Source organism: Paenibacillus sp. Dod16, assembly GCF_049893405.1.
Classification (GTDB): domain Bacteria; phylum Bacillota; class Bacilli; order Paenibacillales; family Paenibacillaceae; genus Paenibacillus_AQ.
Window position 1 is genome coordinate 17,922 of record NZ_JBNDYG010000080.1, and the last position, 23,942, is coordinate 41,863.

The 23,942-nt window shown below is 39.8% G+C and carries 19 protein-coding genes and 1 pseudogene; 10 read left to right on the forward strand and 10 right to left on the reverse strand.

Translation table 11 applies throughout. The features are described 5' to 3' along the window. Positions 1 to 296: 296 nt before the first annotated feature. The gene (locus ACPV3A_RS36095; protein ID WP_426204673.1) at positions 297 to 713 is read left to right on the forward strand and encodes a DUF3888 domain-containing protein; all 417 of its coding nucleotides are present in this window, start codon (positions 297 to 299) and stop codon (positions 711 to 713) included. A gap of 282 nt (positions 714 to 995) precedes the next feature. On the opposite strand, the gene ACPV3A_RS36100 is transcribed toward ACPV3A_RS36095, so the two are convergent. The 3 genes from ACPV3A_RS36100 to ACPV3A_RS36110 form a co-directional block, all read right to left on the reverse strand. After that, positions 996 to 1,538, reverse strand: a complete 543-nt coding sequence (locus ACPV3A_RS36100) for a hypothetical protein (RefSeq protein ID WP_426204675.1) — start codon at positions 1,536 to 1,538, stop codon at positions 996 to 998. 143 nt (positions 1,539 to 1,681) lie between these two features. After that, positions 1,682 to 2,299, reverse strand: coding sequence for a hypothetical protein (locus ACPV3A_RS36105; protein ID WP_426204677.1), 618 nt, complete (start codon positions 2,297 to 2,299; stop codon positions 1,682 to 1,684). A 155-nt stretch (positions 2,300 to 2,454) separates the two neighbouring features. Further along, the gene (locus ACPV3A_RS36110) at positions 2,455 to 2,814 is read right to left on the reverse strand and encodes a hypothetical protein (protein ID WP_426204679.1); all 360 of its coding nucleotides are present in this window, start codon (positions 2,812 to 2,814) and stop codon (positions 2,455 to 2,457) included. Positions 2,815 to 5,275: 2,461 nt separating this feature from the next. Here ACPV3A_RS36110 and ACPV3A_RS36115 point away from each other — a divergent pair. Continuing rightward, the gene (locus ACPV3A_RS36115) at positions 5,276 to 5,905 is read left to right on the forward strand and encodes a copper amine oxidase N-terminal domain-containing protein (protein WP_426204680.1); all 630 of its coding nucleotides are present in this window, start codon (positions 5,276 to 5,278) and stop codon (positions 5,903 to 5,905) included. 141 nt (positions 5,906 to 6,046) lie between these two features. On the opposite strand, the gene ACPV3A_RS36120 is transcribed toward ACPV3A_RS36115, so the two are convergent. The 6 genes from ACPV3A_RS36120 to ACPV3A_RS36145 form a co-directional block, all read right to left on the reverse strand. Beyond that, complete coding sequence (locus ACPV3A_RS36120; protein WP_426204682.1) at positions 6,047 to 7,144, reverse strand: hypothetical protein; 1,098 nt, start codon at positions 7,142 to 7,144, stop codon at positions 6,047 to 6,049. Then, positions 7,111 to 8,772, reverse strand: a complete 1,662-nt coding sequence (locus ACPV3A_RS36125) for a restriction endonuclease (protein WP_426204683.1) — start codon at positions 8,770 to 8,772, stop codon at positions 7,111 to 7,113. The genes ACPV3A_RS36120 and ACPV3A_RS36125 overlap by 34 nt, the downstream gene beginning before the upstream one ends. A gap of 196 nt (positions 8,773 to 8,968) precedes the next feature. Continuing rightward, positions 8,969 to 9,559, reverse strand: coding sequence for a hypothetical protein (locus ACPV3A_RS36130; protein WP_426204684.1), 591 nt, complete (start codon positions 9,557 to 9,559; stop codon positions 8,969 to 8,971). Further along, positions 9,556 to 11,061, reverse strand: coding sequence for an integrase (locus ACPV3A_RS36135; protein ID WP_426204686.1), 1,506 nt, complete (start codon positions 11,059 to 11,061; stop codon positions 9,556 to 9,558). Before ACPV3A_RS36135 ends, ACPV3A_RS36130 begins: the two co-directional genes overlap by 4 nt. Then, on the reverse strand, positions 11,061 to 13,571 hold the full coding sequence (locus ACPV3A_RS36140; RefSeq protein WP_426204688.1) for a helix-turn-helix domain-containing protein: 2,511 nt from the start codon (positions 13,569 to 13,571) through the stop codon (positions 11,061 to 11,063). Before ACPV3A_RS36140 ends, ACPV3A_RS36135 begins: the two co-directional genes overlap by 1 nt. 20 nt (positions 13,572 to 13,591) lie before the next feature. Beyond that, positions 13,592 to 14,845: a hypothetical protein gene (locus ACPV3A_RS36145; protein ID WP_426204689.1), complete on the reverse strand. Its 1,254-nt coding sequence runs from the start codon at positions 14,843 to 14,845 to the stop codon at positions 13,592 to 13,594. A 211-nt stretch (positions 14,846 to 15,056) separates the two neighbouring features. On the opposite strand from ACPV3A_RS36145, the pseudogene polYB reads away from it, so the two are divergent. Together polYB and ACPV3A_RS36155 are read left to right on the forward strand one after the other, a co-directional pair. Further along, positions 15,057 to 15,485 (forward strand): annotated as a pseudogene (gene polYB / locus ACPV3A_RS36150) (DNA polymerase IV); the annotation flags it as partial. Beyond that, complete coding sequence (locus ACPV3A_RS36155; protein ID WP_127593246.1) at positions 15,482 to 15,823, forward strand: YolD-like family protein; 342 nt, start codon at positions 15,482 to 15,484, stop codon at positions 15,821 to 15,823. The pseudogene polYB and the gene ACPV3A_RS36155, both read left to right, overlap by 4 nt. Positions 15,824 to 15,938: 115 nt before the next feature. On the opposite strand, the gene ACPV3A_RS36160 is transcribed toward ACPV3A_RS36155, so the two are convergent. After that, complete coding sequence (locus ACPV3A_RS36160; protein ID WP_426204691.1) at positions 15,939 to 16,493, reverse strand: TetR/AcrR family transcriptional regulator; 555 nt, start codon at positions 16,491 to 16,493, stop codon at positions 15,939 to 15,941. Between the two features lie 143 nt (positions 16,494 to 16,636). Here ACPV3A_RS36160 and ACPV3A_RS36165 point away from each other — a divergent pair, with 143 nt between their 5' ends. The 6 genes from ACPV3A_RS36165 to ACPV3A_RS36190 all read left to right on the forward strand — a co-directional run bounded on the left by ACPV3A_RS36165 (position 16,637) and on the right by ACPV3A_RS36190 (position 23,936). Beyond that, the gene (locus ACPV3A_RS36165) at positions 16,637 to 17,602 is read left to right on the forward strand and encodes an SDR family NAD(P)-dependent oxidoreductase (RefSeq protein WP_426204693.1); all 966 of its coding nucleotides are present in this window, start codon (positions 16,637 to 16,639) and stop codon (positions 17,600 to 17,602) included. Between the two features lie 212 nt (positions 17,603 to 17,814). Next, the gene (locus ACPV3A_RS36170; protein WP_426204695.1) at positions 17,815 to 18,768 is read left to right on the forward strand and encodes an ABC transporter permease; all 954 of its coding nucleotides are present in this window, start codon (positions 17,815 to 17,817) and stop codon (positions 18,766 to 18,768) included. A gap of 12 nt (positions 18,769 to 18,780) precedes the next feature. Continuing rightward, the gene (locus ACPV3A_RS36175) at positions 18,781 to 19,710 is read left to right on the forward strand and encodes a carbohydrate ABC transporter permease (protein WP_426204697.1); all 930 of its coding nucleotides are present in this window, start codon (positions 18,781 to 18,783) and stop codon (positions 19,708 to 19,710) included. Between the two features lie 89 nt (positions 19,711 to 19,799). Continuing rightward, positions 19,800 to 21,296: an ABC transporter substrate-binding protein gene (locus ACPV3A_RS36180; RefSeq protein ID WP_426204699.1), complete on the forward strand. Its 1,497-nt coding sequence runs from the start codon at positions 19,800 to 19,802 to the stop codon at positions 21,294 to 21,296. A 140-nt stretch (positions 21,297 to 21,436) separates the two neighbouring features. Further along, positions 21,437 to 23,200 (forward strand): sensor histidine kinase, encoded by a 1,764-nt coding sequence (locus ACPV3A_RS36185; RefSeq protein ID WP_426204700.1) that lies wholly within the window; start codon positions 21,437 to 21,439, stop codon positions 23,198 to 23,200. Then, on the forward strand, positions 23,175 to 23,936 hold the full coding sequence (locus tag ACPV3A_RS36190; RefSeq protein WP_426204702.1) for a response regulator transcription factor: 762 nt from the start codon (positions 23,175 to 23,177) through the stop codon (positions 23,934 to 23,936). The genes ACPV3A_RS36185 and ACPV3A_RS36190 overlap by 26 nt, the downstream gene beginning before the upstream one ends. Positions 23,937 to 23,942 lie beyond the last annotated feature (6 nt).

Here is a 23,942-nt window from a genome sequence, read left to right on the forward strand (position 1 = left end):
AAACATTTATATCACCTCCATTTATTATTTTTTATAATTAGTTCAATTGTTAATAGTCAAAATCCTTGTCAAAGATTACTGCCTGTTAAGGTATTGAAGGACAATTGTTATTCGATAGCTGATGCCGTTGTGCTTACTTGCCCGTTAGCTGAATAGGCTCCCGATAATGCCGGGAGCTTCTTTTCGTGTGCTGTTAAACTAAAGTCTCCGTTAATTCAATAAACACATACTTTATTCAGAAAAGGTAACAATATAATTAATTTATTGGATGAAGTCGTTAAGAGGTGTATTGAAAAATGAAAAGGATCCTAATCACTTTTATGCTATCCCTTGTTTGTATTAATAGCTTTCAAACAACAACCTTTTCTTCAGATAAACCAACTCATGACTCTGAAGAGCTTAGGTTACAGGATATGCTTATGAACTTACTTTCTCCTTTTATTGAGAAAGATTTACATAACTATTATTATCCGAAAATTTTTAATGATTTCTCACCTGTTATCGCTCCATGGAAAATTGAAGTGATTGAAACAAGAAGAGTAAATCATTTCCGTGGCTTTATATTGGAAATTACATTTGAAATCGAACCTACCGATGGTGGACACTGGATCCCAATAGGGAAGGACCGAATGACCTATGAAATTTCTTCTGGACCTAGGGTTAAATTGATTAATCATACTCACCTAGCTACATATAAATATCCTCCAGAATAATTACAAAATTATATTTAGCGTATTATATTATTCTGCCCGTTAGCTTAATGAAATTGGAAAAACAGTTAGATATTTATCTAATCGGTAATCGGAACATGTTTTTGTCCTTTACGGCAATCGGTACAAGTTCTTGTCCTCGGCTCGGGACAAGAACTTGTACCGATAAAACAAAAAAGCCGCTATAATAGCGACTTTCAATGGTGCTATGTTCTTGTCCCTCGACAAGAAAAGCAACATTGATATTCATTCTTGTTGCATCTCTGTTAGACGAAGTTATTACTTCTAAGGATTATCATATAGTTTTTTATTCGATTTGTCATAAGCACGAATCCCAAAAATCTCACCGCTATTATTCTTAATATGAACATACCATAACTTCTTACCCTTGATTTTTTTACCTTCGAAATAAAAATCTAAAGGTATTAATCTTGCCTGAATGTTATTAACTTCAATCTTGTCAACTTGTTCAGTTGCTAATCCAAATACGAGATCACCATTTCCAGTATATCCATTGATTGGTTCAGAAATCTTATCGTTAATATTTAATCCACTACCAGTACTAAAGGAATCAAATCTCCAACCAAACAATCCTTTAGATAATTGAACAGCCACAATATTATCCGACTTAGTTATATAAAAATAATCCGCATGATTATTTACTTTTGAACTGGCAAATACTTCTTTAACAGCAATCCATTCCTTATCTTCCGTTTCATGATAAATAGCTTCTAATGGAGTCGGAAAAGATCTTTGATTATCTCCATATAAATAAATAATACCTACCAAAGCAATAAGAACTGCTATTCCGATTATTCTGCTTCTCATGATCTCTCCCTCAGTTAAATAGGATTTGCAAAAATTTCGTATAACGTCTTATCTACCAACTTCGTAAATAATTCCATATGTAGAGTATTCGTAAAGTATAGAACTACCCTGCCCGTTAGTTTAACATTGGGCATACTTTATTATTATTTTCCTCCAACATGAAATACACCAATTACGGTTGCACCTTCAACATCATACAGAGGGATAGCGCGACCACCTGGTGATCTACTGTTCTGTATCGCAATGGCATCCTGAGGTGACTTTGGTTTTTCACCGTCTAAATCTTTTTTCAACACATATCCTACAGTGCCATCTACACCTATTGCGCTGATTAATTCAGGGTCTGTTTCTGGAGAAGCAGCATCTGCGGAAGAACCGTATGTCTGTCCGCTTTTATTTTTAGGATAGTTCATATTCTTAGCTCCAATATGAAGAGAACCAATTATGTTTACTCCATCAACATCATACAGTGGAACATTACGACTAAGTTCACCGAGATAATCTTTTTTCAGCACATATCCCGCAATGTCATTTATACTTCCCATATGAATTAAGTCAGGTAGCAATTCAACGGAAGTGGCTTCTTTAACAGAACCGTATGTCTGCCCATTTTCATTTTCAGGATAGTTAGGAGAATTTGCGGGGCTTTGATTACTCGTGCTTTTAGCAAATGTGCTTTGGTACCCCAGTACACCTCCCACTATACAAACGATAATAACCAGATCAATCAATTTTCTGATGCCTTTAGAATACACCCTCACATTTTTTACTCCTTTCTCACTCTTCACTCTGTAATCGTTCGTCCCGTCCTTTTCACTTGCTCGGAATAAGAACTTGTACCGATAAAACAAAATCTTTTCACTTTCTAGTCCTTTATCTTTGAATGTTAGACCGGAGAAAAGCGTATACGATGAAATTATTTTAATTTTTTTTCGTAAAAATAACCCTTCACTATTACCTGGTTTGTATCTTCGGTCACTTGCTCATCAATATCTAGGTTAGCTCCTTCATCTCTTGAAAATTGTTTAGGAAAAGGAGCATAATAAAAATCTCCATATTCAGTTACTACCCTTTCTGCTGGTTCCGTTCGTGCTTTTCTGTCGTATTCAATTTGCCAATCTGATAATGCTTTTTTTGGTGGAGTGGTATCATTAATATTCGAGTCTACAACTTGCTTATTATCTATAAGTTCTCTGATTATAAAAAATGCGCTCATTAATACAAGACAACTTGTTGCAATGATTGTAGCTCTTCTTAAATACTTCTTATTTTTCATGATCACTCACCCCTTCTAAGATGCTATTTGTTATTATAGTATAGTTTAGAATAAAACCTCGAACATCCATTACTGTTTACTCTCGTACTGCTTTTTTACTTGTTACATATCCTATAAAGGAACCAATCAAACTGACAGCATACACTATTATTACACAGATGTATCCGAATGTTTCATATGAAACCGAGGGTAGGAAATACCTTAACCCATATACTGGTCCTAAAATAATTATTCCTACTGGTATTGAAAAAAGTATTGAATCTATAAGATACATTATTAAAACACATGCAATCGAGACAAGACAGTAAATGGAGCTGAACTTAAGAAAATGAATGCTCAGTCTGTCCTTATAATTATTGTAACCTCCCCATGACATCCACAAAATTAAAAAGATAATAGTACTCACTAAGTTCATAGTTGAAGGTGTGTTACCTTTTAGGTATGCACTGAAATTTATAATCGCAAACGGTATACTAAGAAGTAAAGCAAAGAATAATTTCAAAGTCATGGCTTATTGAGGATTATAGCCGTGCTCAAAGTTATGGTTTTTATAAATTTAGACATCTTCCACTTCTCCTTCGTTTTTTTATTTTTGTAATATAACCATGTGTACGTTCACTTCTCCATATGATTTATGCTCCCCTTTCTTGCATGGAGGTTATTTCCTTAAACTTAGTAAACACCAATAAAGCAAAAAAAGTTACATAAAAAAATTGAATCAGATGAAATAGTACTTTTAGGTATATTTGTACCAAATAATTGCTCGGAAATACTGATTCTTTCTGAAACAAGCATTAAATTTAAATTAATAACTTTTGTTGAGTAAATTAGATTAACAGATAAGCATAACATAGCTTTTACGCATCGGGTTAGCTTCAACGTATATCCTTCCACCTATAGGTGCGATCTCTTCATACTTATCCTACAGAAAGCGGGTTCTAACAAAGATTTAGCCTTAATCATTATGAATGTGTTTGCCTTCTTCTCCATTTACATTTACATGTTGTTAGGTACGATATTCTTGGGAGTTTAGATGTAAGCAAAAGGAAACAAGCCGGTCTAACCGGCTCGCTCGTTTCTTTTTTTTGTCGAATTGACTCATAGCGAACCAATCTGGCGTTACATACATGCAGTCAAATACATTAATAATGTACCGAGGGTCTTGGTTATTTTCCTGCCAGTTGTTACGGAGCAATCCAGACTCTATTCATATAACGGAACTTTAACTGCAGCAAATGGTTTTTCATATAATGCTCAAGGTATTTCTGGTTTTATGGTTAAGACTCGCATGTAACCGGATAAGCACTTACTATAGTCATGCAAAGACCGAATTCTATAATTCCAGTACTGCGAGATATCGAATGGTTGAAGGATTAAAATCACCATATGAAACATTAAGTCTCGCCCCAGCTCTGCCTCTAAAAGTTGAAGTGAAATGAGGAAGGAGAAACTTTTGGATCTACTAGCTCTTAATGGTGAGGAACCAGATTATTTAATTGCAAAGGCGTTGATGGTACTGAGGGTTATGTACGTGCAGCCGATTTGGCTTCAAATATTATATCTCTCGGTGTTTTTTCTTTATAACCGAATGACAAGTACTGTTAATGTAGGTCCATCGTTCACTAGGTTATCAAAAATCTTGCACAAACCAATGTAAGGCAACTTGATTGAATGACCAATAAATCATAACCAAAATGTAGCTTTTTACGTTGTATATATTAGGTACATCATTAAAAACACAGCAAGCTTGGAGATATGTTTATTGATCATTTACAAATAATTGTATTTTCTAAGCAGTTCTCAGTATTGATCTTATTTGATACATTTTTACAAACAGTACCTAGGAGGCTCAAGTAGGATGAATAAGAAAATCAGAATTGTATTAATTTCCGTCATTGCATTTAGCTGCGTTGCTAGTATCCTTTAATTAACCCGTATCAATCCTCCATGTCAGCAAAAGATATTTATCCAGTAAATGAATATGGACTTACTTACGGAGCAGATATATATGAATTATATGGCGTAGAGCCGGACTTAATCGCTGCAATTGGTATAGATGGAACTTGAAGGGTATATCTACACTTCTGAGCTTGAATCTCATGTAAGTAACCCTCGCGAGGCTACTGAATATACCAAAAACAACCCAGGTTCCAGGTCCGTACCACTTTATGATGAAACTGGAAAGAACATTATTGGCGAATTTGTGATAGGTGGAGAATAAAACTACCTAGTATCCATTTTTTTAAATAACAGGCGACTCTAATCAATTCCTCACTTCTCTCACATACTTTTATGGGTAAGTTACCCACATAATTATCTTTTGCTTAATTAGAATCCGTTCTCAGCAATGATTGCTCGATTTTTTTATTGGACTTACAATAAATGATTAAATATATTTTTAAGGTTATGTTCATTTTTTCGCATATTTATTATGTACAACATTTAATGTGGAGGTACATTGATGAAAAAGAAGCTAATTATTTCGTTGTTTGCAATAGTAATTGCTTTAACCGCAACGGTTGGTATGGCTTTTGCAAAGGGAACAATCAAAATCGTCGTAAACGGCAAACAAATTAAAACGGATGTTGCACCACAGATGAGTAACAATCGAGTAATGGTGCCAATAAGCTTCATTTCAAAAGAATTGGGTGCTAACGTTAGTTGGGACCAGAAGAATCAAACAGTTTCAATAAAAAGTAGTAAGTCAGACGTACAGGAAGATGTCTGGAATCAAAACGTTGATATATCTCCTAGTGGCTGGTCACAAGTCAAAAATCTTATCGCGCTTTATATCGCTGGTTTTGATACTCGTGATGATGAGTTAATTAAATCAATTTCTGTTGAGGGATTTGACATGATCCCCATCGGCGGTATGTATCCATCCATTATTGATTATGAGATTGTCGATGCTCAGCAATCCAAGGAAACGTTTAAGGTGAGAGTAAGAGTAATCTTTAATGAAGAAAAGCTCTTTGGAGAAGAATGGGACATTGAAATCTCTCAAGGCAAAATTAAATCAATGACAAAATCGGGAATAATTGAAATTAATGATTATACGGTATTCCTGGGGCTATCCTTTCAAAATAAATAACAAAAACAGCCTCAATTCGCAAAGAATAGAGGCTGTCAGATTGTCAAGAAACCCTGTACTTTGAAAAAAGTACAGGGTTTCTCGACGATCTGAGGACTCAAAACTGAGTCCTTTTGAATATGGCTTCTAAACTTCAAAATGCTACACTCCAACCGATTCCGCATTTAAGACTTTATTTCCCCACTTGTACCATAATAGGAGGGCGGAACCATATCGTTTTTGAGAAGAGGTTGTCCAGTTTTTACCTAACTCTTTTGCGATACTTCCCCCTAGCTCTGTTGGACTGAAATTTGAGTATTTACCTACTATTTCCACTGTAGAGGTTTTCATAATTTTTTCAGCGAGCCATAATACAGTGTTTTCAGGCATTTGTATGAGAGATACATGGTTACCTTCTAGAATTAACCCTCCTATGTTCGTCAGCAAGGAAATAGAATTACGGTAGCCAGATTTATTAAGAACCATGGTATCTGTATTCCCTTTTTTAATTTGTTCAATTAATTCTAAGACTCGTGTTGGAGGAGCCTCCCCAAGAAAATATGAGGTCCTTCTAACTTTTCGGCCAGAACTAATTGGGAATTCATTTTTTGGGGAACTATTTGTACGATCAACAACATTCAATAAATTGTGGAATTTGGTTTCGATCAGCCTAGCTCCACTCATCCAGCCATAAATAATGTTCATATACGTTTTTCTAGTTTTCTCTGAAAACATTGAAGATTCATACGTTTCATTGAAATATTCACCGAACTCTTCCATTGTGATTTGGAAATTAACACCTGAACCTTCAATGATATTTAAATACAAAATATGTTTGTTAAAGAATTCGACAATTTTATTGTAAGCTTCTTCCTCATTATTTTGAAGAAGCTTCAAATCCTCACCCTGCCTATTCGCATTTCCTATCATTACTAAGTCCCTTACAATATTTTCAGCGGCATCTCTACCTACACCTAGTTTTAGTGCGAAATTTGTTAGAGTTAAGTTCTCTTGTTTGAGTAGAACCATAAGAGCATCGCAGTATCTTCGATATTGGGTTTGTGGGATATATGCGACTGGAATATGTGGGACGGTCCCTGTCAAAATATAATCTCTGAAAATATCCCAGTATAGGATTAATCTTTGGCCTTTTCTTAATACTATCCGTTTATTAATTAGAGATTGAACAGTCAAATCCCCATAAATTTCAACCACTTGAAAGAGTTCTATAGGTATTCTTGAGCCACTTTCTTGACGCAAGCAAGTTCAGCTTGAGTTAATTCACTAGTATCTTTTTCGAATAAATCATTTATATTGAGCCCTTTACCAAGTATCACATCCTGATGAATTTCGTTCTTTACTAAAGAGAAAACATGGATGCATAGTTTTTTTAATAACCATGGATAACCTTGACAATGATCTTTCAAATATTTCTTTAAAATTGGATTAAGCGGTTCACCTAACTCTTTTGAGAATATTGATAAAGCTTTATTAATATCTTTGTCAACAAATGGGCTTAATGTAAATTCTCTTCTTCGATCAGCTAATCCATGCCACAGATAATAAGCAGGATGGTCTGTAGGAACAGTCCCATCTGTTTTCCATGCAAAACCTATAATGAAATTTTCTTGTATACTGTCTACAGCAATACTTAACTTACGAATACTCTCAAAGAGTTGGAAAAGCTCCTTTTTTGAAAATATCTCTTCAAACTGATCGAATAATAAAACTATGACTTTATTTTCTGTTTTAAGCTGTTCCATAATTTCGAGAAATGATTGATCAGCTAATGGGTTATTAGTATCCGATATTTTCACTTCTGTGCTTGGTTTCTTAAGAAAATTGGATTTTATTGCTGAATTCAAGCATTCGATAAGTGAAAACTCAGCATATCGATGACTTGTAGCAGCTCGAACATCAACGGCGTATACATAATTCTTTTTTTTGTAGCGTAAGGTTCTGGATTTTTCCACAAGTTTAAGTAGTACTGAGCTTTTTCCCCAGCCAGAAGGGGCTTTTAAAGCTATTAGTCTAGTTGAAATTGAGGAACTTCTTACATTATCAATAAATTTAAAAATATCTTGCAGCAATTCATCTCTCCCTACAAAATCTTGCGGACGTGAAGGTCGGTAATCAGCCCATTGATCACCAGCAGAAACAGTTACTATACTATAAGCCTCTTTCACTAGTTGTTCGTCTATTGCTATGTGATTGTTATCTTCATTATGATGCAACCATTCCAATTCATGAAATGAAGATGGAATTTTTGAAACATGGTCTATTGTCTGCTGACTTTTTATTGACTCTCCTGTTTTAGCATCAAACAGCATTATGGCATGTGGAATCCCCGCAGTAACATGAATTATCGGAACAGCCCAAAATTGACCGTAATCTGTAATCAGTAGAGTTACTGTTTCAGAGAACTTTAGTCCAGATGGGTATTTGATTGATAAGGGATCACAGATCTTTCCTGAGCTAACTATTAAATCAAGCAGTCGGTCGGGGGAGTATATATGTAACATTTTTCGTTGGTCTAGTGGTTTGCTCTCCCATTCTTCAAGAAATCCCTTGGCATCTTTACCGAGAGGGCCTGTAGAAAAAAGCCAGCCTGATGAAACGCCGCGAAACATAACATTACCTAATAACTTTGTAAGAACTTCGGTAGAAATTGTGTTAGTTTCGCGATAAGCTTTACATTCCACATAAATTATCTCAGAAGATATTCGATGCTTTGCTAATAGGTCTACTTCAATTCCAGTCAGCCTTACTTCTTCTACAACATCATATTGCATTGTTTCGAGAACTTCCTTACCCAGACTTTCTAAAAGTCTTCCTTTTTGAGTAGTCGAAGTGTTTTCGCTAACTGCTATTTCAATAGTCGTTCTCAAAAGTGATTAGCACCTCTTTATAGTAGGAATTTACAACTACTTCATCATACAGCTTAAAATTGTAAATGGGAATATCAAGAAAAAACCTTGTCAAGATGAATGCCTTTAAACGGGAGTTAAATCCATCAACAAACTATTATTATAATCAATAACCAGTTATATTATTATATGTTAACCTAATACTATCTTTTCATAATCAATTATCAAATAACTCTGGGTACATTTTTACAATATCAGCATTTAAGGCTCGATCCTCTGTTTTTTTATTTCTTGTGATGGATATAATTTTTTCTAGTCCTTCTTCTTCCTGGAAGGTTTTATAAGTACTTTTAACAGCAACTTCAAGATACTGTTTTCTGAGTAATTTAATTTCGTTCTCAAGCGTTTTAATCTGCTCTTCCTTTAGAGACAAGTTAGCGGCTAAGTCTTGATTTTGCTTAAGGATTGTATCCGACTCCTTCACCTTTTGATGCAAAGCATTTAGCATCTCATTGAAATGAGATAATGCGCTAATTAAGCCCGATTTATTATTCCAGTATGTTTCGACAAGTTCCACAACATTAGGTAAGGGAAGTGAAGTTTCAGTTCTTGCAATTTCCTGATGCACGGGCTCGTTAACCATTGCGATTTGCTCGGACATTCTTCTTTTCCATATAAATCGGTTTACCCCAGTCTCTCTTTCCAAAATGGAAGGGTTAATCTTCTTCCCAGGATTCTTTGATATATATTTAAACAAGATGTCTTTTAATTGCTTATCCGTATATTTCAGTGGCGCACCTTTTTTCATAATTCATCCTCCAGCAAATAAGAATCGACCATCGCCTTTTGATCCATTAATCTTCGTAGTTCATTACTCGCAGAGGATAGCCTTTCCTGGCCAGTTTGTTGATATGTTAACGTTGCAAAATCGTAATTTATGGATTTTGTAACATAACGTATTAGTTCCAATTGTTCCTTTAATCTGCTTTCTAGAGCATCCGAACAATCTTTCAACCAGGCTAATCCCTTTTGTTTATCTTCTGGTGAGAAAAAATAAAATTCACAAAACCGGCAATCTCCGACCTGACAGCGGGATGGATGGTCCGTACAATAGCCATGCTCCACTTTGTATGTCTCTTGAAAATCACTTATTTGGTAGATCCTACTTTTAGCAATTATGCCCTGAGTCGCATTATCCCAATTTATTCTCCATAAGTTCTTGCGTTTCATTCTAAGCACCTGCGCAGCGTGATGGACAAAAGATTGAGCGAAGTGATCCAAATGTTTATGATAATGTAATTGGGTTTCCAACTGGCTATGTCCACCCATGCGAGCAATAGTTAACATATTAAATCCTTGCAGCATCATATTGCAAAAGGCAAAATGCCTGGTATCGCCAGGCTTTATTCTTTCTAAATCGCCGTATTTCCTAGTAACGATCTCATCATAAAATCGATCAATTAGATTAATAAATTGGGTAGCTCCCATCTTTTCTCGTGCTTTTTCCTTTGATTTTATTTTAACGTACTTTCGATAAGCTTTGTACGATATTAAGTAGGGAGAGTCATTTACGTAAGCTGATGTAAGCCTTTTATAGTCCTTAATTAATTCGAACACCTCCTGATTCACTTGGACAGTACCCGTGACTTCTATTTTTCCTAGATGCCTAGATGAATTCTTTCTTCGAGGTAAAACCATCCAATATCTATCCTCAGTATCCTTCATTGTGCAGTCCCTGCTTAATGAGTAAAATTCAACGGGACGCATGGGAATAATACGGGTAATCCTCCACCATAAAAAGATCGGATAATATCGCAATCTATCTTCGTCGGACGTACAGGTTTTAAAATATTCATCCAAAGCTATGTCGAAAAGCAAGATATCATGAAAATTAGGTAATTTACGTACATTCGCAACTTTCGTATTATAATTTGCACACAAATCGCAATATGCATCTGCATTCCGTATAGCCTCTTTTATTTGTCCTATATTGTGGCGAACGGTTTGCGTTTTAATACCGTTATACATTTTTTGGACAGAATAGCATTTCAAAGCTTGATTGATTTCACCATAGATTTCACAGTCAAACTGAAGAAGAAAATTATTGGACTCCCCTTTAGTCGACCACAAGAAGTCTTCAAAATCACCTGTTACAATTAGACCTTTCGCTTCCAATTGTTGAAACATTTCTTTATAAACGTGAAGATCTTCAAGTCTATAGGTGACGGACTCAATACTTTCCAAAATGAATTTATCGCTCAATTCCTCTATGGTTTTTCTTCTATGTAATGCCCCATGAAATTTTTTCATCAGACTTCCTCACTGATTAAATTTTGAATCGCAAGAACCTTTTGCTTTACTTTGTTCAAATCGATAAAAGCTTCAACATAGGTTTTGCCGAATTGCTGTACCGCATGACTTAAAAGATCCAGAATTTGAAATAAAAATTTGCTATCTCTGATACGAACGGCAGGGTACTTGGTATTTTGAATTGATACTACCAAGCGATCAAGTTCATGATGAATAGAAATCAGAATATATATTTTTGGTATTGCGTTTTCGCAATGTAAGCAAGTCATAGCCGTTGGAAAAGTGCAGTTTGGATAAGTCAAGCATTGAACGTGCTGCAGTTTGGCGGGCATCTCACCTTTATAGATTTTATGCAACAAAGTCTTCAGATCTGTTTCAGTAAGATTCGATAATCGCAAAGCCAAAGAATGTTTACTTTGTTGCTGGCGTACTAAAAAATAGCTAAGTTGTTCCAATTGATAAGGAGTGAATTCTTTTCGAAACTGTTCGATAATTTCGGTACTTTGCTCTAACCCTAGCTGCGGCGTTTCTGGCATAGACAGACGAATGAGATGATGATATAACCATCCAAAATGCCCTCGGTTAAACAAATTTAGACTTACTCGATCTATGGAACCGTCTTTGTTTACTGCTTGAATGTATGTTGCAGTCGTATCTATACCGCTATGTCCCCTGACTTGTTGAGACAATTCATATGCAATATTCGCATTTCCTTTCCCTTCTACAACACTATAAAAGAAATATGTCAAGAGTGTTCTATTCATTTTGCGGCTTTGGAAATCAACAAGATCCAGTTGCTTCTCGAAAAATGTCCGGAAATGAGTTTCTTTTTCAAAATTGGCGAATTTCCTTTGGCCAATTCTGAATAGTTGCTGATCTCCCGCAATTCTTCGATGTATTTCTGTGATTACAAGCACGGTAGCAGTTGGAATAATCATATCTTGATTGACAAGGAAATGACCCAGGGCACCGGTCTTGCTAATGTACATTCGCTCTACTCGTTTATATAGCTGGTTAATGACTAATTGCGCTTGTTTCAGGGACAGTTCCGTTTCACGGAGTTGATCAAAGGTGTGTACATTACAAACCTCCAAGGTAATATTCGGAAGCTTAACAATGTCCGACGGTCTCCATGCATCAATGACATGCATTAATACAAATAACCATGTTACAGCGTAATCCCTACTTTGGATGGCCTGATGGATATGAAGGTTAATATCCTTCACATAGTTGTAATACTCTAAAAATCGTTCCGGACTGTACATTTCCCTCTCTTCAAAAGGCAGAGAAGTTACTGCATAATTCTTCGAAAATGAACATAACCCTTTGCCTGTACAAAAATCTAAAAAGTAAATAAAGGTACGCTTATCTCGAATTCCCATTCCAGGATTTTGAAAGATACGTTCCAATTGCTCCACATTCATTAGAAACAATTCAGTCTTTAACAAACGAAATAAGCGCTTTAAAGTAGTGATATACCCTAAGGCCCGGTTGTGGATCGTTTGACTATTACCTTGGCTGCTATTGATTTTTAAGGTAACAAATTCACGATAGAGCTCTACTGTTTTTTGCAACGTATCAGGTACTTTCAATTCAGCCAGCCTGTATTCAAATAGATCAACTGGTCCCGAAAGTTCGGCTAATTCTTGTTTTCTTTTTCTTTCCCTTTCAATAAATCTAATCGACTCATCAGAAGGAACAATCCACTCGTTGTTGTGCTTTATACCTTTTGGAATCACGCCCTCCCTAATCAACTGATTTATCCATGGCTTACCAAGGCCCAAATGCGCGGCAATATCGGCACTCGAAACATGACCACTTGGAAATAATTGTGATTCCTTATACTGGCATATGGACTCAATAGGAATAATCCATCCAGCATGATGATTAGGTATTTTTTGTTTTATTGCACCTGGGAATGCCCCGTCTTGTACTAATGAAGTAATAATTGCTTTACTCAATGACAACTCTTCTGTGGCTTGAGCGATCGAGAGGTATCCTTCAGGAGGTAAAGTGGATTTTAAATATTCCTCTACACACTCTTTTCGAATAAATTGTGTACCATTTATGATTTCCACACCAGTTAGAACGTTTCTTGATACTAATTTTCTAACCCATGAGATACCTATGGATAAGTAATCAGCTGCTTCTTGAAATGAAAAGAACTCTTCTKGAGTAGAGAATGAATTGATATACTCTTCCAAGGAAACGGAGGGGACTATCCAAGAACCTCTATGTTTCTTCGCAGCAGCAAAAGTCCCCCGTTTTATAAGCCTGCCAACCCATCTTTCGGTAAGATTAAGTTGTTCAGCGATCTCGGCTTTGGTGAGATACCCTTCAGGCATAGTACTTAATGATGCCTCATAATCACTCACAGCCGTAAGAGGAATTTGCCACGAACCACGTACTTTCTTTGCACCAATAAACGCACCGCTTTTCAATAATAACAGTAACTTTTTATAACACATTTCTAATTTTGCTGCAGCTTCAATAGGACTTAAATAGGACATGTTTTTTCTACTCCCAAAGTCTATTTTTTTATTAAATTCGGCAAGTAGTCTCTGTACAATTGTTGCATACGGTCCTCAAGTTTTTGTCTCATTCGTTCCGTGTTCCCTTGATAAACAAGAGATGATGCAAGATTGGAATCTCCTCTTGGTAAAGCGATATCATACGGATTATCAGCTTCTTCGGCTAGGAGATTTGTAAATATGCCTCTGCCTAGATGAGTGGACCATTTATATTCTTCTAGTTTGATAGCATAAATCAGATCATCTGGATTAGACGATTTTCTCAGTTGCTTCAAAAATTCTTTCTTTAATTTACTGAAGTAGGCTCTGTAACTTTGTCCTGACATGGCTTTGCCATCCCGATTTACAAATAACGCATCAGATCCATCCATAGGGGAGTAATTTTCCAGGTGATTACGATACAGCATCTGTAACCAATCTTGAATTGGGTATACAATTTGTCTTCTTGGTTTTTTAACACCACTTGAACCAGCACTATCTTTAATATCCATTCGCAAGATTCTTTGTTCTAGGCGAACTACTAAACCGAATTCTCCAAAAGAGCCGACAGAATTTACATCGGATCTTCGAATGTTCACAAGCTCTCCTTGTCTAATTCCTCCGAAACACTGCATATAAATTCCTAAGGCAATGGGATTTGCGGTTTTCACGGCCAGCTCAATCAAAGGTAAAATAAATTGTTCCGGTAGATCATGGGCTATATGGCCTTGCTTATTTCTCGGCATTATCACTCCTTTAAATGGGGAGACAGTATATTTTTGATTCGATTTCCCGTATAGGGCCCTCTTTTTAAAGGAACTTTCGTTAACATGAACCAATAGTTTTTTCTTCGCCAAGAACTCAAAGAATAAGGTCAAGGTTCTTTCCGCTTTTCTAAGAGACATTCTTGATTTGTTTTTTTTCGTTAGTCCGTTTAAATAGTCAGTTCCATGAGAAAAACGAAGTTCTTTTAGTGAAGAAAGCTTGTATTTTGATTGATTATCAATAAGTATGTAATTTAAAAAAGAACAAAGGTAATTAGCATGTAGCCTTTGAGAATTAAAAGCTCTGTATTTCCAGTAGTGAAAAATAAACTCTGTTAGAGGATGGATGCATAGTCTACCATTCATTTTATTTTGTAAAACAATTACAGCATGTCTATTAACGACAGGTTCGTTATCTCGATACCTTTTCCACAACTCAATTCCAACACTCTGTACGCTAAAACGCAACTCATCAATCTTTCTTGAAAAAGACAAGATTGAACTATTCATGCTCATTTAAACACCTCTGGATCTAATTCAGAAAATAATTATGCTCATTCACGAATGCGTATTTTTTAATATGTTACCATATCAATGTTATCGTGTTAAGCAAACATTAATGTTCATAAAGAAATGCTCGTAAATATAGTATAGATCATTGATATCCAAGAGTTTATTTATTTATTTATGCTCATATCTAATTATGCTCATAGTTTTATAGATACTGCTGGAGCTGACGGAGTTGGTTTGCCAGCGATGCCGCGGTCTTGGTTTTATGGGGCATGTGGTGTCGGTCGGTTGTATGGGGGCAGACTTTGACCGCCCTACGGGATTTAGCCGACAGATGAAGATGGAGGATCCATCGAATATTACGAATCAGGTTTACCGCTGGGCATGCCGGCTGCTTGAAACGTATTGGGACGGCCTGCCGATTCGGCGGGTCGGTATTAGCTTGTCACAGTTTTCCCCGGACACGGAATACCAATTGTCATTGTTTGATACCGGACGGGAGCGGTCGATGGCACTTGAACGGGTGACCGATGCCCTGAAAAATAAATACGGGAATTCGATTGTGATCCGAGCCGTATCCAAAACGGACGCAGGCCAAGCGCTGGATCGATCAGCCAAGATAGGAGGACACTATAAATGACAACACGAAAAAAGCTTGAGGGCAATGGGCTGTGGGAATCCAGTCGGATGATGCTGCCGGAACACAAAGAAACCATCATTCGCAGGCAGCTGGAAGAAGGCCGGAAAGGCCGGCCGACGCTGGATCCGCAAGAAATGGAATTAATCGAGGGTGCGCTCGCCGAGTCATTTCATGAACACCGTATGATTACCGTAAGGCTATTCGATGAATATGAGGACACGGAATTGACAGGAATTGTCGTGCTGATCCACACGTTTAGACGGGAGATCAAACTATCCATGGCCGAAGAGGAATCGCGTTGGATTAAAATTGACGAGATCATTTCAGCAGGATCATGATTTATAAAGCTAAACCCAGAGTGAGATGAACACACATTAAATACCTCTGATCTCGATCAGAGGTATTTTGGTATTTATGTTACTGCACATGGGTTTAAATGTGATGCTTGCTCTCCTAAATAAAAATCAGATCGAGAAAAGAATCGAGAAGATGGGTTGGATGATCCAGTCCCTTTTCCGGTTCCGTATGCTGGGCTGAATTCAATTCAACCAAGCCATGGATGAACGCATACATGATGGCGGTTGATTCGGTTGGGGGTTTCCGAATGTTCTCTGCCTTTTCTAAACACGTTTCTACAAGCTTAAATATCTCAAAAGCAGAATGATAAAGATCAGGATACAACTCCTTATCCCATTGCTTTCGGAACATCAAGCGGTAATGCTCCTGATGGTTGATACCAAATTCAAAATACGCACACAAAATAGCATATATAAGTTTTCGCGAATCGTTTATGCTTTCCATTGTTTTTCGAATCGTGCTGGTCAGCATCTCAAAATTTTCAACCGCAACAGCCGCCAGCAGGTCTTCCTTATTTTTGAAATGTCTGTACATGGCACTGCGGGACAAGTTCATTTCTTTACCAAGCTCGCGCATGCTGACAGCATCAATGCCTTGTCGATCGATCATTTGTCTGGTGATATGAATCAGCTTTTGTTTGGTATCGTTCATAATATCCTCTTAAGATATGGATTGTAATTTCATGTCTTAAATTTTACACCAACGCTGTTGACAGTGTCAACTTCTCAGGTATATAATCACCGTACGTTGACACTGTCAACGTATGAAATACCAAAATAGGAGCGTGGTTGGGAATGAGTCCACAGAAACAAACGGTGATCGTAACAGGCGGGAACTCTGGTTTAGGATATGAATGCGCTAAGATATTAGCTAGGCATGAGAAAAGTTATCATGTGGTGATCGCCTGCCGCGACGCTGCTAAAGCCAATCAAGCAGTAGATGCGTTAATTCAAGAAACCAATAATAAAAACATAACCTTTTTGGAGCTCGATCTTTCATCTATGGCATCCATAAGAGGTTTTATAAGCAAGTTCACACAAATGGATTACCCGCCTTTATATGCACTTGTATGCAATGCAGGCGTACAGTTTATCGATAAAACGCATTATACGAAAGATGGGTTTGAAGCTACCTTTGGCGTAAATCATCTTGGACATTTCCTCCTGGCTAATATGCTGCTTGGACAAATAACGCAGTCCGGCAGAATCGTGTTAGTCAGCAGCGGAACCCATGATCCATTGAAAAAGACAGGAATGCCTGCACCTGATTTTGTAGATCCCCAAATATTGGCCTATCCTGACCAGGCGAGCTCGAGCGGAGCTATATCACTCATTGGCAGACGGCGCTACACGACTTCAAAGTTATGTAATTTATATTTCACCTACGAGTTGGCCAATCGAATAAAGCAGCAAACCCAAAAGAATATTACCGTAAATGCTTTCGATCCGGGAATGATGCCAGGCACGGGCCTTGCTCAAAGCTATACGCCGATTATGAGATTTGTTTGGAACTATCTTATGCCTGTTTTAACGCTATTTTACCCTAACGTGAATACGGTGCGTCAGTCCGGGAGAGCTTTGGCTGCTCTAGTAACCGATAGCAAGTTTGACCAAACGACAGGGAAATATTTTGAAGGTACGAAACAAATAAAATCCTCCGAACTTTCTTATAACAATGAAAATAGGAAACAGTTATGGGAGGCTAGTGTAGCGTTGACCAATTTGAATCAAAGGGAGACGATTTTAGAAACAGGGCTTTAAGCCTTATAGAAGGTCTAACTGAATGGAATTTTAAACCACGGAAAAACCTCCTGATTATCGGCTCAGAGGTTTTTTCGTTTTTGAATCTTTCAAATCTAACGTTTGTTGACTATAGTATCAAGTTTGTTATCTGGAAGCATCGAATCTTCCTCTTATACAATAAAACTAACAAGTGCACGACAAGCGAGATAACACCGTAAGGAGTGACAGACATGAGCTCACAAGCCGAACCAAAAAAACGAAAGCGCTTACGAATACGCTGGCACAAGCAGGATACGGAACTAACCCTCTTGGCGCTGCCGACCACGATTTGGTACATCCTGTTTAGTTTCCTACCGATGTTCGGGATCATTATCGCCTTTAAAAATTTCAGGATTAGCGGCGGATTTTTGAGCAATGTGTTTAACAGTCCATGGGTAGGCTTCAAAAACTTCGAATTCTTGTTCAAATCGAATGACGCCTGGATCATTATCCGCAACACCATTGGATACAACATTGTGTTTATCGTCCTAGGGATTGTTCTGCCCGTTCTATTCGCGATTATGATCGGCCTCCTCCACAGCCGCAAAGCGAGCAAAGTCTATCAGACGATGATGTTCCTCCCCTATTTCCTATCCTGGGTGGTCGTATCTGCGGTAGGCTGGGCATTCTTAAGCTTCGACAAAGGAATTGTCAATCAAATGCTCGTCAGTATGGGCAGCGATCCTATTAACTGGTATATGGAGCCGCAATATTGGCCATTCTTCTTGATTCTCTTAAATGTCTGGAAGGGCCTGGGATATGGTATGGTCATTTATTTGGCAACCATCACGAGCATCGACAGCACCTATTATGAAGCAGCTGTTATTGATGGCGCTTCGATTTGGCAGCAGACGAGATTCATTACATTGCCCATGCTCAAGCTGGTGATCGTCATGATGTTCATCCTGGCCGTAGGGCGTATATTTTACACCGATTTCGGTTTGTTCTATCAGGTCACGCGAGATTCCAATTCGCTGTTCAACGTGGCGACCACCATCGATGTCATGGTGTATAAACAATTGAAAACCGCCACCGTAGGGATGGCATCCGCAGCCGCATTCGTACAGTCTGTTCTGGGATGCGCTACGATTCTGATCGCTAACTGGATTGTTCGTCGAATCGATCCGGATAGCGCGATGATGTAAGGAGGCAAGACGATGACACCAAAAACCACTTACGAGACGGGCCTTGAGAAGTTTAACCGTACAAACAAAGCCGTCAACCTGTTCTTCAACCTGGTATTTATTATGCTGGCCCTGCTCTGCGTCATACCTGTAATCGTTGTTCTGTCCATCTCCTTCTCCAGTGAGGAGTCCATCCGTGAGACCGGATATCATCTGCTGCCGGTTGCCTTGTCGGCCGAGGCTTACGTTTACATCATCAAGCAGGGAACGATGATTCTGCGGGCCCTCGGTGTATCCGCCCTCGTTACCGTGGTCGGTACCGTGCTCGGCGTATTGCTTACCGCCTCCATGGGTTACGTTCTCTCTCGCCCCAACTACAAGCTAAGGGGTTTTCTGACCTGGGTGGTATTCATCCCGATGGTATTCAACGGCGGCTTGGTATCCAGCTACTTCATTAACACGAATTTACTGGGACTGAAAGATAGCATCTGGGCGCTTATTCTCCCGCTCGCCGTTTCATCGTTCAACGTCATCATATGTAAAACCTTTTTTAAAAGCACGATTCCCGACGGGCTGATTGAATCAGCCGAAATCGACGGCGCGAGCCAGCTGCGAATTTTCTTCTCGATCATCATGCCGATCTCGCTGCCGGTCATCGCCACCATCGGATTGTTTCTCTGCTTTGCTTACTGGAATGACTGGTTTCAATCGATGCTGTATATCGACAACCAGAACCTGTATTCCCTGCAAGCGCTGCTCAACAGCTTAATGAGCAATGTCGATGCACTCGCCAAGAATGCAGCGAGTATGGGCGTTAGCTACGCCATGCTCGTCGCAACGATGCCGAAGGAATCCGCCCGCATGGCGGTCGCCATTCTCATCGTGCTGCCTGTAGCATTCGCCTACCCTTTCTTCCAGAAGTATTTTATTTCCGGATTGACGGTCGGCGCCGTGAAGGGCTAATGACGAAATAAGCCAAGACAAGCTTGGTTTATGATAAATATCCGCATTACAACATTCAGGTAATTCAACTTCAAAAAGGGGGAAATGAAATGAAAAGAGCATTAAAGTTAATCTCTACGCTGTGCGTGCTGACGCTTATGTTGACCGCTTTGGCAGCCTGCGGCGGCTCAAAGCCTGCTTCCACAACAGACGGATCCCAAGCGACGCCGGACACATCCAAAGACTCCGAAACGACAAGCAAGGATATTCCGACGTTAACCTGGTGGACCATCGGCGGCCAAGTGCCGAACAATTTCAGCAAAGCGGTCGATGCCATGAATGCCTATACGGCCGAGAAGATTGGCGTGAAGGTCGACATCAAGGTAGCCAGCTGGGGCGAATGGGACACCAAAATGAACACCATCGTGAATACCGGCGAGCCCTTCGACATCATGTTCACGAACAGCGGTAAATACAGCAAGCAAGTAGCAATGGGCGCGTTTGCCGATATTACGGATCTGGTTCAGAGCGAAACGCCGGACTTGTACAAATTGATTCCCGAAAAGGTATGGGAAGGCACAAAGATCGGCGGCAAATATTATTCCGTTCCGACGTACAAGGATTCCGCGCTGACGCAGTACTGGGTATTTGATGACAAATATGTGCAAAAGTACAATATCGACATCAACAATATCAAAACATTGCAGGATCTGGATAAGCCGCTTCGTGACATGAAGGCCGGCGAAGGCAAAAGCTTCTATCCGCTGCCAATGACGCAAGGCGAAGGCTTGAACGGTTTCTTTAACGAATATGACGATTTAACGCTAGGCTTCCCTCCCATCGGCGTAAAAGCGGACGATGCATCCCGCACGGTTGTCTCCGTGCTGGAGCAGCCTGATGTCATGGCAAATTTGAAGCTCCTGCATCAGTGGTATCAGGATGGCATTATCAACCCGGATGCTCCGACAAAGACGGAGAACGACAAAGGCAGACCGTTCTTTGCAGCCCAGGCATTCCCGGGAGCCGAGGTCAGCTGGCAAATCAATGACGCCATTGAAAAATATAATATGGTTCAGCATTATGGACCGATCTATACCACCAGCACGATCCAAGGCTCGCTAAACGCGATTTCAGCGAATTCCAAGTATAAGAAGGAAGCATTGAAATACCTTGAATTAGTGAATACCGATCCTAAACTTCGCAATATGCTGGCATTCGGCGAGTTAGGCGTCGACTACAACAATGTCGATGGCGAAAAGGTGATTGAGCGTACATCCGATACCTGGCCGCTGGCTGCCTACACGCAAGGCACATTCTTCAATTTGGCGGTGACCAAGGGCGCCCCTGAAGATCAATGGGAGCAGGTTAAAAAGCTGAACGATGCAGCGACCTCTTCCACCGTCCTGGGCTTTGCGCTTGACATCACCGATCTTCAGACCGAAGTGGCGAACTGCCAAGCCGTATGGGATAAATACAAATATGAGCTGATCACGGGCGCATCCGATCCGGAAACCATGGTGCCGAAGATTACGGCTGAACTAAAGTCAGCCGGCATGGACACGATTATGCAAGCTGCCCAAGAGCAAATCAACAATTACTTCAAGTAAGATTACAATCAGGCGCATCCCTTAATGAGGCTCTCTTAAGGGATGCTTTTTCCATACGATCTATGAAGCTTTGCGTAAATCGTGTTAAATTGAGATATAGCAACATCTGTTTCAACGACCTGCTGCAATCGAGGTGTCGTATGGGCTCTTTTTTGCAAATCAAAATTTATCGTCACAAGTTTATTGCCTATGTCATCTTCGTCGTGGCCATCGGACTTACGCTTGGTACGCTGACCTGTGCCATGCTGCTGAATCAATGGGTTGGCAATGCCCGCATCGAGGCAGCTAATGCCTTCTCGCGTGTAGAGAATGAGCTGCAGTATGATGCCGACCGCATCGAGGCTTACATGCAGCGAATGTATTCCAATCCCGCTCTGATGGATGATGCTCGCAGCTTTTTAAGCAGCAGCGCTGAGGGATACTTAACCCGCAGGCTGCAGAACAGCCAATTCTCGCAGCCGCTGGTTTCTTTTCCGGAGGATGTGAAGACCTATCTGTACAGCTGGGCGCAGGGCGAAATCACGCAGATAAGCACGCATACCGACAAGCATGGCAATGTCGTCCGTTTTAATGATAACGGAATTGCAAGCTTTACCTTCGGGCTTCCGAATACGGATGAAACTTTTCGCGATACCTTGATGAAGGGGTTCGTATATCGCAAGAAACTGTCGGATCCAACGTCAGGTTCCCAGGAATTCGGTGAGCTGCGCTTCTTGGTCAGCAGTGAGCAGATCTTTAAATCCGTTCAAAGCTTCCGATTGGGTAATGCCGCTGCAGTCAGCCCTTCCGGTGAAATATATCTGATCGGTAACGAACAGGACCGGGATCTGGAGGAGTTATCCCGACTAGCCGCGGCGAAAGGACGCAGTCACGGCATTATTTCTAAAGGTGTTTTGAAGCATATCTTTTTTGTCTCCTTTCCATCCACCAAGTTTAATTTCAAATTCGTCAGCATCATCGATTTATCCATGCTCATCCGTCAGCATGCCGGGATGCTGATCACCATCTTTATGATCATATTGACGGCCATGGTCAGCGTGCTTCTGCTCATTGCATACAATATGCGGGATGATGCCCTCTTCCTGCGCCGCATCATTCAATCGATTGGACGTGTGAAGATGGCCAACTTCACGCCTAACCGCCCTGCCCGTTACCGTCGAAATGAATACGGCATGATCGCCCGGGAATTGGACGATATGATTCAGCAGCTGGATAAGCATATCCGCAATGAATATCTGTTAAAGATCAAACAGCAGGAAACTGAAATGAAAGCGCTTCAACATCAAATTAATCCTCATTTTTTATACAATACATTGGAGGTTATCCGCTCCACTGCTCTTGTCAATCAGGACAGGGACACCGCTGATGCCATTGCAACGCTGGGGACGCTCTATCGTGAAATCGTCAAAAAGGAAAATATCATTTCGATTGCGAGCGAACTGGAATTGCTGCAGAAGTACTTGGAGATTATGGAGTTTAAGTATCCCGAACGTTTTTATTATCAAGTGAATGTAGAGCCGGCGCTGCTGCACATCCCTACCGTGAAATTCTGGATGCAGCCTTTGGCTGAGAATTTTTTCATCCATGGCTTTAACGCGAATCATGAGTTTAATTTGTATGTCGTTAACGGCTATGAAGCCGAAGACTGTTACGTACTGGAATTTGTGGACAATGGGCGCGGTATTTCTCCGGAGCGTTTACGTACCGTCCGAAGCACAATGTCTAATCTTGATGAACCTTCTTCCAATAGTATCGGGCTGCGCAACGTATATACGCGCCTTCACTTTTTCTACGGGAGCGGCTTTTCGATCGAGATTGCGAATAATGAGGAAGCTGGAGTCAGCATATCCGTGCGGATTTCAAAAGAGGTGATTGAACATGTACAAACTGATGATTGTGGATGACGAACCTCAGATTTTGGAGGGAATGAAGCGAATCCTGGATTGGAAGCAATACGGATTTGGTCGGATCGAAACCTGCGAATCCACGGAGGAAGCCATGTCCAAGGTGGTCGACCTGCTGCCGGATGTCGCCATATTCGATGTTTGCATTGGCAAGGAGCTTGGATATGAAGCGATCCGCAGGCTGAACGAATTTCAAATTCCTACGAAATATATCATTATGAGCGGCTATAGTGAATTTACATATGCCCAGGAAGCCATTCGGTGTGGCGTCAAAGACTATCTGCTCAAGCCCGTGGAACGCACCAAGCTGCAGCAAGTGATTGAGAAGATCATCGTCGAGGATCTGGGCGGTTCGATAGGTAACAGGAACGTCGAAAGCCTGAACCAGGATCCGGTGCTTGGTGTAAGCTACGACAGCTTATCCAAGCTGGTCAACCGCATCCTGCTGATGATCAGGACAGAGTATGCTCAGAATATCACGTTGAAATCCGTAGCGGAGCGTTTCCAGATGAACAGCACCTATCTTGGACAATTGTTTCTTAAGGAAACCAACATGAAGTTTTCCGAATACCTCATGGCTTACCGAATGCTTCTTGCACAAGAACGAATTCAATCAACAGATGAGAAGATTTCCTACATCGCCTTTTCCGTCGGCTACAACAATCTCAACTATTTCTATACGCATTTTCACAGCTTTTTCCGAAAATCTCCTTCTGAACTGCGGGGAAAAGGGTAACAGCGA